Origin of the sequence: Ramlibacter sp. (assembly GCF_028292805.1) — a bacterium.
Classification (GTDB): Bacteria; Pseudomonadota; Gammaproteobacteria; order Burkholderiales; family Burkholderiaceae_C; genus Ramlibacter.
In genome coordinates this window covers 1-9,254 of the sequence record NZ_JAQGLS010000137.1, presented here as the reverse complement: position 1 = coordinate 9,254, position 9,254 = coordinate 1, and the positions used below count along the sequence as shown (strand labels likewise).

General features: G+C 66.1%; 8 protein-coding genes. 5 read left to right on the top strand and 3 right to left on the bottom strand.

Annotated elements, in window-relative coordinates; genetic code table 11:
* The coding region (locus JWP65_RS07985) for a DUF3683 domain-containing protein (RefSeq protein WP_299762472.1) at nt 1-2,567 on the bottom strand (2,567 nt) is incomplete at its 3' end.
* A 197-nt stretch (nt 2,568-2,764) separates the two neighbouring features.
* On the opposite strand from JWP65_RS07985, the gene ugpB reads away from it, so the two are divergent.
* The 5 genes from ugpB to ugpQ all read left to right on the top strand — a co-directional run bounded on the left by ugpB (nt 2,765) and on the right by ugpQ (nt 7,763).
* A complete protein-coding gene (gene ugpB / locus JWP65_RS07980) occupies nt 2,765-4,072 on the top strand; it encodes a sn-glycerol-3-phosphate ABC transporter substrate-binding protein UgpB (protein WP_299762469.1) in 1,308 nt (435 codons plus the stop codon).
* A 94-nt stretch (nt 4,073-4,166) separates the two neighbouring features.
* A complete protein-coding gene (gene ugpA, locus JWP65_RS07975) occupies nt 4,167-5,048 on the top strand; it encodes a sn-glycerol-3-phosphate ABC transporter permease UgpA (RefSeq protein WP_299762466.1) in 882 nt (293 codons plus the stop codon).
* 40 nt (nt 5,049-5,088) lie between these two features.
* Nucleotides 5,089-5,943: a sn-glycerol-3-phosphate ABC transporter permease UgpE gene (ugpE, locus tag JWP65_RS07970; RefSeq protein WP_299762463.1), complete on the top strand. Its 855-nt coding sequence runs from the start codon at nt 5,089-5,091 to the stop codon at nt 5,941-5,943.
* A 67-nt stretch (nt 5,944-6,010) separates the two neighbouring features.
* Complete coding sequence (locus tag JWP65_RS07965) at nt 6,011-7,024, top strand: sn-glycerol-3-phosphate import ATP-binding protein UgpC (protein ID WP_299762461.1); 1,014 nt, start codon at nt 6,011-6,013, stop codon at nt 7,022-7,024.
* Between the two features lie 4 nt (nt 7,025-7,028).
* A complete protein-coding gene (gene ugpQ, locus JWP65_RS07960; protein WP_299762458.1) occupies nt 7,029-7,763 on the top strand; it encodes a glycerophosphodiester phosphodiesterase in 735 nt (244 codons plus the stop codon).
* 14 nt (nt 7,764-7,777) lie between these two features.
* Here ugpQ and JWP65_RS07955 read toward each other — a convergent pair whose 3' ends face one another.
* Together JWP65_RS07955 and JWP65_RS07950 are read right to left on the bottom strand one after the other, a co-directional pair.
* Nucleotides 7,778-8,368 (bottom strand): DUF3501 family protein, encoded by a 591-nt coding sequence (locus tag JWP65_RS07955; protein ID WP_299762455.1) that lies wholly within the window; start codon nt 8,366-8,368, stop codon nt 7,778-7,780.
* Between the two features lie 13 nt (nt 8,369-8,381).
* On the bottom strand, nt 8,382-9,254 hold an 873-nt coding region (locus JWP65_RS07950), incomplete at its 5' end, for a heterodisulfide reductase-related iron-sulfur binding cluster (RefSeq protein ID WP_299762452.1).

Sequence of the window (9,254 nt, the reverse complement as noted above, 5' to 3'; positions counted from 1 at the left end):
GTCGCCAGGATCTTGTTGCGCGGGCTGTACAGCAGATTGGCGCGCGGCACGTGGGTGGCGCAGACCGGCTTGCACTTGCCGCAGCGCAGGCAGTCCTTGATGCTGTCGGCGATCGCGCCGATGTCCGACTGCTGCATGATCAGCGACTCGTGCCCCATCAGGCCGAAGCTGGGCGTGTAGGCATTGGTCAGGTCGGCGTAGACCGAGGAATCGGAATCCGCCTGCGCATGGCGCAGCAGCTTGCCCTTGTTGAAGCGGCCTTCGGGGTCGACTTGCTGCTTGTAGTCGGCGAAAGGCTTCAGTTCCTCGTCGGTGAGGAATTCCAGCTTGGTGATGCCGATGCCGTGCTCGCCCGAGATCACGCCGTTGAGCGAACGTGCCAGCTTCATGATCCGCTTCACCGCTTCGTGCGCGGTCTGCAGCATCTCGTAGTCGTCGCTGTTCACCGGGATGTTGGTGTGGACGTTGCCGTCACCGGCATGCATGTGCAGCGCCACCCAGACCCGGCCCTTGAGCACCCGCTGGTGGATCTGCGTGACCTCGTCCAGGATGGCCGCGAAGGCGTTGCCGGCGAAGATCGCCTGCAGCGGCGCCCGGATCTGCGTCTTCCAGCTGGCGCGCAAGGTGTGGTCCTGCAGTTGGGGGAACAGCGGCTCGACCTCGCGCAGCCAGCCTTGCCACTGTTCGCGCACCTGGCGCACCAGCGCCAGCGCCTGGCCGACCCGGTCTTCCAGCAGTTCCGCCGAGGGGATTTCGCCGGCGTCGTCCTGCTTGCCCAGCGGCAGCCGGCCGCGGGCGAAGAAGGCCTCCAGCTCGTCGGCCAGGGCGATCTTGTTGCGCAGCGACAGCTCGATGTTGATGCGCTCGATGCCGTCGGTGTATTCGGCCATCCGCGGCAGCGGGATCACCACGTCCTCGTTGATCTTGAAGGCGTTGGTGTGCTTGCTGATGGCGGCCGTGCGCTTGCGGTCCAGCCAGAACTTCTTGCGCGCTTCCGGGCTGATGGCGATGAAGCCCTCGCCGCTGCGCGAATTGGCCAGCCGCACCACCTCGGAGGTGGCGCGGGCCACGGCATCGGCGTCGTCGCCGGCGATGTCGCCGAACAGCACCATCTTGGGCAGGCCGCCGCGCCTGGACTTTGTGGAGTAGCCCACCGCCTTCAGGTAGCGGTCGTCCAGGTGCTCCAGGCCGGCCAGCACGACGCCGCTGCGCTTTTGCTCGGCGAACATGAAGTCCTTGATGTCGACGATGCTGGGCACCGCGTCGCGGGCGTTGCCGAAGAACTCCAGGCACACCGTGCGGGTGTGCGCCGGCATCCGGTGTACCACCCAGCGCGCGCTGGTGATGAGACCGTCGCAGCCTTCCTTCTGGATGCCCGGCAGGCCGGACAGGAACTTGTCGGTGACGTCCTTGCCCAGGCCTTCCTTGCGAAAGCTCGAGCCGGCGATCTCCAGCCGCTCGGTGCGGGTGGGCTTGGTCCAGTCGACCTTGGCGGCGGCATCGAAATAGCGCAGCTCGAAGGTGGCGGTGGCCGCGTCGTGGATCTTGCCCAGGTTGTGGTCCAGGCGGGTCACCTCCAGCCAGTCGGCCTGGGGCGTCACCATCCGCCAAGACACCAGGTTGTCCAGGGCCGTGCCCCACAGCACCGCCTTCTTGCCGCCCGCGTTCATGGCGACGTTGCCGCCGATGCAGGACGCCTCGGCGGAGGTCGGGTCCACCGCGAACACGAAGCCGGCCCGCTCGGCCGCGTCGGCCACGCGCTGCGTCACCACCCCGGCTTCGGTCCAGACGGTCGGGACGAGATCGGCGTGGCCGGGGATCGCCACGTGCTCGACTTCGGTCATGGCCTCGAGCTTTTCGGTGTTGATCACCGCGCTGCGCCAGGTCAGGGGAATGGCGCCGCCGGTGTAGCCGGTGCCGCCGCCGCGCGGGATGATGGTCAGCCCCAGCTCGATGCAGCCCTTGACCAGGCCGGCCATCTCGGCCTCGGTGTCGGGCGTCAGCACCACGAACGGGTACTCGACCCGCCAGTCGGTCGCGTCGGTGACGTGCGACACGCGCGACAGGCCGTCGAACTTGACGTTGTCCCTGGCGGTGTAGCGGCGCAGCTGGCGCCGGACCCGGCTGCGCAGTTCCGCGGTTTCGGTGAAGGCGGCGTCGAAGGACTTGACAGCCCGGTTGGCCGCCACCAGCAGCTCGCCCACCAAGGCGTCGCGCTCGCCGTCCACCTCGGGCGTGCGGCGCTTTTGCACCTCGCCCAGCCGGTGGTGCAGGGCCTCGACCAGCTGCTTGCGGCGGCGCGGGTTGTCCAGCAGGTCGTCCTGCAGGTACGGGTTGCGCTGCACCACCCAGATGTCGCCCAGCACCTCGTACAGCATGCGCGCCGAGCGGCCCGTGTGGCGCTCCTCGCGCAGCCGGGTGAGCAGCTCCCAGGCGCGCGCGCCCAGCGCCCGGATCACGATCTCGCGGTCCGAGAACGAGGTGTAGTTGTAGGGAATCTCCCGCAGCCGCGGCGCGTCGCCGTCGACCGCAGCCATGAGTTGTTCGAGTGTCGTGGGGGCGTTCATCGGTCCAGGCATGTCAGCCGAACGACTGCAAAAAACGAGTGCAACCCGGCTGGAGGAAGATGTTACCGCAGTGCAGCAAGCCAGCGGGCGGCAGTCATGGGAAACCCGCTTGTCCGGCTCGCCGCGGCCACTGTCTAATCGCCGACACAAAAGAACAGTAGAGTGACGGCGCTTTCGCGCATCCAACAGGAGTATTCATGAAATTCAAGCTTTCGGCCCTTGCACTGACCGCCGCCTTCAGCTTCGCGGCCCCGGCCCAGGCACAGACCGAAGTCCAGTGGTGGCATTCGATGGGCGGGGCCCTCGGCGAATGGGTCAACGACCTGGCCAGGGACTTCAACGCCAGCCAGAAGGACTACAAGGTCACCCCGACCTTCAAGGGCAGCTACGCCGAGTCGATGACGGCCGGCATCGCCGCCTACCGGGCCGGCAACTCCCCGCACATGATCCAGGTGTTCGAGGTCGGCACCGCCACGATGATGGCCGCCAAGGGCGCGATCGTGCCGGTTGCCAAGGTGATGACCGACGCCGGCCTGAAGTTCGACCCCAGCATCTACGTGCCCGCCGTCTCGGGCTACTACACCGCCCCCAACGGGCAGATGCTGAGCTACCCGTTCAACAGCTCCACCCCGGTGTTCCACTACAACAAGGACGCCTTCAAGGCGGCCGGGCTCGATCCGGAAAAGCCGCCCACCACCTGGCCGGAAGTGGCCCTGGTCTCCGCCAAGCTCAAGGCCTCGGGCCACAAGTGCCCGTTCACCACCAGCTGGATCAGCTGGACCCAGCTGGAGTCGTTCTCGGCCTGGCACAACGTGCTGTACGCGACCAGAAACAACGGCTTCGGCGGCCTCGACACGCGGCTGGCGTTCAACAGCCCGCTGCACGTGCGCCACATCGAGAACCTGGCCAACATGGCCAAGAACGGTCTGTTCGTCTACAAGGGCCGCGAAAACAAGGCCGACGCCACCTTCGTCTCGGGCGAATGCGCCATGGCGACGGGCTCCTCGGCGCTGGCGGGCAGCGTCAAGCGCAACAGCAAGTTTGCCGCCGGCACCGGCACCCTGCCCTACTATCCGGACGTGCCGGGCGCGCCGCAGAACACCGTGATCGGTGGCGCCAGCATCTGGGTGATGGCCGGCAAGAAGCCCGAGGAATACAAGGCCGTGGCCGCGTTCCTGAACTACCTGTCCAAACCTGAAGTGGCGGCCGCCAGCCACCAGCGCACCGGTTACCTGCCGGTCACCAAGGCATCGTTCGAGCTGACCGAGAAATCCGGCTTCTACAAGCAGAACCCGGGCGCCGACGTCTCGGTCAGCCAGATGATCCGCAAGACCACCGACAAGTCGCGCGGCGTGCGCCTGGGCAACTTCGTCCAGGTCCGCACCATCATCGACGAGGAACTCGAAGGCGTGTGGCAAGGCAACAAGCAGCCCAAGGAAGCCCTGGACAAAGCCGTTCGCCGCGGCAATGAACAACTGGAACGGTTCCAGAAGGCAAACAAGTAAGCTGCCCGACCGGGCGGTGTGACAAGGGGGGGCGCAAGCCCCCCTTTTTCTTCGCACCCGGCGCTGACGAAACAATCGGAGACAATACCGCGCCATGGAGAAGAGGGTTTTATTCAAGTCGTCATGGCTGCCTTGGGTGCTGATCGCGCCCCAGATGGCCGTCATCCTCGTGTTTTTCTTCTGGCCGGCCGGCCGGGCGCTGTACCAGAGCGTGCTGCAGGAGGACGCCTTCGGCTCCACCAGCGAGTTCGTGGGCCTGGAGAACTTCCGCCGCCTGTTTGCCGATCCGGGCTACCTGGACTCCTTCAGGATCACCGCGATCTTTTCCGCCCTGGTGGCCGTTGGCGGCCTTGCCATCTCGCTGCTGCTGGCCGTGATGGCCAACCGGGTGGTCCGCGCCGCCGGCATCTACAAGACCTTGCTGATCTGGCCCTATGCCGTGGCCCCCGTCGTCGCCGGCGTGCTGTGGCTGATGATGTTCGCCTCGCCCTACGGCGCGATCCGCTACGCCCTGATCGAGATGGGCTTCGAGTGGAACCACGTGCTCAACGGCAACCATGCAATGGCGCTGATCGTGATGGCCGCGATCTGGAAGCACATCTCGTACAACTTCCTGTTCTTCCTGGCCGGGCTGCAGTCGATCCCCACGTCGCTGATCGAGGCCGCCACCATCGATGGCGCCAGCCCCTGGCGGCGCTTCTGGACCATCGTCTGGCCGCTGCTGTCGCCCACCACCTTCTTCCTGCTGGTGATCAACGTCGTCTACGCTTTCTTCGAAACCTTCGCCATCGTCGACGCCGCCACCAACGGCGGCCCGGGCAAGGACACCTCGATCCTGGTCTACAAGGTCTACTACGACGGCTTCAAGGCCATGGACATCAACGGTTCCGCCGCCCAGTCGGTGGTGCTGATGGTCATCGTCGTCGCGCTGACGGTGGTGCAGTTCAAGTTCGTCGAAAAGAAGGTTCATTACTAAACCTTGAGGGACAGATCTTCAGCTCTGTCCCCAACCGACCATGATCCAGCGCAACCCCATCCTCGACTTCTTCTCGCACCTGATCCTGATCATCGGTGTGATCGTGATCTTCTTTCCGATCTACGTGACCTTCATCGGATCCACGCAGACCGCGGAGCAGATCAACAGCAGCAACCCGATCTCGCTGCTTCCCGGCAACAACATCGTCGAGAGCTACCGCTTCGCCCTGTTCGGCGGCAAGACCGAAGCCGGCGCCTCGGTGGCGCCCGCGCTGCCGATGATGGGCATCAGCCTGGCCAGTGCGCTGATCATCGCGATCGGCAAGATCGCCATCTCGATCCTGTCGGCCTTCGCCATCGTGTACTTCCGCTTCCCGGCCAAGAACCTGGTGTTCTGGATGGTGTTCGTGACGCTGATGCTGCCGGTGGAGGTGCGGATCGGCCCGACCTACGAGGTGATCTCCGACTTGCGGATGCTCAACTCGATGGCGGGCCTGACGGTGCCGCTGATCGCATCGGCCACCGCCACCTTCCTGTTTCGCCAGTTCTTCATGACGGTGCCGGACGAGCTGGTAGAGGCGGCGCGCATGGACGGCGCCGGGCCGATGCGCTTCTTCAAGGACGTGCTGCTGCCATTGTCCAAGACCTCGATGGCCGCCCTGTTCGTCATCCAGTTCATCTACGGCTGGAACCAGTACCTGTGGCCGCTGCTGGTGACCACCGACGAGAAGATGTACCCGATCGTCATGGGCATCAAGCGCCTGATCTTCGGCGAGGTCTACATCGAGTGGAACGTCGTGATGGCCACCGCCATCCTGGCGATGCTGCCGCCGGCGATCGTCGTCATCCTGATGCAGAAGTGGTTCGTCAAGGGCCTTGTCGACACCGAAAAGTAGAACCTTGCGTGACAGACCAATAAATTGCAGGGCAATTGTTGCTCTGTCGCCAACCGATTAAGAAACTATGGCTTCCATTTCGCTGAGAAACGTCGTCAAAAAGTACGGCAAGGGCAAGCAGGAACTGCAGGTGATCCACGGCGTCAACGCCGAGATCGCCGACCGCGAGTTCGTCGTCATCGTCGGGCCGTCCGGCTGCGGCAAGTCCACGCTGCTGCGCATGGTCGCCGGGCTGGAGGAAGTCAGCGGCGGCGAGATCGACATCGGCGGGCGGGTGGTGAACAACCTGGAGCCGGCCGAGCGCGACATCGCCATGGTGTTCCAGAACTACGCCTTGTATCCCCACATGAGCGTGTTCGACAACATGGCCTACGGCCTGAAGATCCGCAAGATGCCGATCGCCGAGATCAGGCAGCGCGTGGACAAGGCCGCCGGCATCCTGGAGCTGGGCCAGCTGCTCGAGCGCAAGCCGCGCCAGCTCTCGGGCGGCCAGCGCCAGCGCGTCGCCATGGGCCGCGCCATCGTGCGCCAGCCGCAAGTGTTCCTGTTCGACGAGCCGCTGTCCAACCTGGACGCCAAGCTGCGGGCCCAGACCCGGCTGGAGATCCAGAAGCTGCACCGCGAACTGGGCATCACCTCGCTGTTCGTCACCCACGACCAGGTCGAGGCGATGACGCTGGCGCAGCGGATGATCGTGATGAACGCCGGCCGCATGGAGCAGTTCGGCACGCCCGAGGAGGTCTACCACCAGCCCGCCTCCACCTTCGTGGCCAGCTTCATCGGCTCGCCGCCCATGAACCTGCTCAATGACGTGCCCGGCGGCCGCGGCGGCACCTTGACCGGCATCCGGCCCGAGCACCTGGACGTGGTGGCCGACGGCGGCTGGGAAGTTCGCACGGAGACCGTCGAACTGCTGGGCGCCGAGCGGCTGATCTACGGCCGCGTCAACGGCGAGCAGATCATCGTGCGGATCGAGGAAGGCCAGCCCTCGCCGGTGGCCGGCCAGGTGATCCACGTGCGCCCGCGCGAAGAGCGGCTGCACTGGTTCGACACCGACAGCGGCAAGCGGATCGCGGCCTGACAGCATGAAGGACTGGCCTTACCCGCGCTGGATCGCGCACCGCGGCGCCGGCAAGCTCGCGCCCGAGAACACCCTCGCCGCGTTCCGCCTGGGCGCCACCCACGGCTTTCGGATGTTCGAATGCGACGTCAAGCTGGGCGCGGACAACATCCCGTTCCTGCTGCACGACGACAAGCTGGACCGGACCACCAACGGCATCGGCACCGCCGGCGACCACACCTGGGACCAGCTGGGCTGGCTGGACGCCGGCAGCTGGCATTCGCGCATGTACGCCGGCGAGCCGATCCCCGCCTTCGAGAACATCGCGCGCTGGTGCCTGGCCAACAAGTACTTTCTCGACATCGAGATCAAGCCCTCGCGCGGGCGTGAGGCGGAGACCGGCGACGTCGTGGCGCGGCACGCCGCCCGCTTGTGGGAAGGCCAGCCCGTGCCGCCTTTCCTGACCTCCTTCCAGCCCGAATCGCTGCGCGCCGCGCAACTGGCCGCGCCGCAGCTGCCGCGCGGGCTGCTGCTGGACAAGCCGCACGAGCGCTGGCTCGAAGGCGCGCGGGAACTGGAGTGTGTGGCCATCGTCTGCAACCACAAGCTGTGGACGGCGGAGACCGTGCGCCAGGCCAAGCAGGCCGGCTTTCGCTGCCTGAGCTACACCGTCAACGAGCCGGCCGAGGCCGAACGGCTGTTCGCGCTGGGCACCGACGGCATCGTCACCGACCGCGTGGACCTGTTCCCACCGGGGTAGCAGTCTGCCGGGCCTCAACGCAGATCGCCCGCCAGGGACGCCAGCGTCTGCGGCGCAATGGCCACATGGGCCGGATAGTTGGTGTGGTCGCAGCCCAGCTTGACGCCGGCGCCGGCCTGAATGGCGGCGCGCAGCGCCGGCGCCAACTCGAAGCGCAGGAAGTGCACGGCGGAAGTCTTTTCCTCGTTGTCGCGCTCCATGTCCTCGTCGGCGATCGCGTACACGCGCGGCTGTCCTTCCACTTCGACGAACATGCGGTCCTGCACGCCGATCAGGCGGGCCAGCTCGCGCTTGCGCTCGCCGGCGTCGGGATACTCGATCAGCATCGTGGCCGTCCAGTTGGCGCCGTTCGGCACCAGCGGCAGGTAGGCGTCGATCTCCTGCCGGACCGCCTCGTCCCGGACGATCTTCTCGAGCCGCAGCATCTCCTGGATCTGGTAGCGCATGGTCAGCTCGCTCTCGAACTGCATGTTGACGTGATCGCCCAGCGCCACGCTGCGCAGCCTCCGGTGCGCGATGACCTCGGGCTGGTGCAGCTTGCGCCACTTGGCGTACGCCTCCAGCGACATCAGATTGCCGGGCGTGATCCGGCCGGTCAGTTGCATCGCGGCATCCCTGCTAGTCCAGCCCGTAGGCGATGCGCACCAGCGACAGCGGGTGCTCCAGCCGCGGCGCGCCCAGCGCATTGCGCTCGAAGCCCTGGGCGATATGGTGGCCGCCCAGCGGGCAGTCGGAGCTGATGTAATCGGGTGCGCCGCCCTGGGGATGCTCGGCCATGCGCTTGAACAGCGGCTTGCCGATCTTCATGGCGACTTCGTGAGACGGCTTCTTGACGCCGAAAGTGCCGGCATGGCCCGAGCAGCGCTCGCTGGTGTGCACGAAGGTGCCGGGAATCAGCTTGAGCAGTTCCTCGGTCTTGCGCCCGACGTTCTGCACCCGGCCGTGGCAAGGCACGTGGTAGCTCACCTTTCCCAGCGGCCGCGGAAAATCGGTCTTGAGCAGGCCGTCGCGCCGGCGCGCGCCCAGGTACTCGAACGGATCCCACACGGCTTCCCTGACGGCCTGCACCCCGGCGTCGTGCGGGTACATCAGCGGCAGTTCCTGCTTGAACATCAGCGTGCAGCTGGGCACCGCCGACAGGATCGCGTAGCCCTCACTTGCGTACTGCGCCAGCACCGGGATGTTGGCGCGCTTGCCGGCGTCCACCGATTCCAGGTCGCCCAGCTCCAGCTTGGGCATGCCGCAGCACTGTTCCTTGTCCACCAGCAGGTACGGAATTTGGTTGTGGGCAAGGATCTTTAGCAGGTCCAGGCCGATGCCGGGCTCGTTGTAGTTGACGTAGCAGGTGGCGAAGATCGCCACCTTGCCTGGCGTGCGTTGCCCGTCCATCACCGGCAGGTCGGCCGCCTTCGGTGCCGCCTTGCGGAACTTGCGGGTGGCCAGGGCGGGCAGCCAGGCGTTGCGGTCCACGTGCAGCGTGCTTTCCATCAG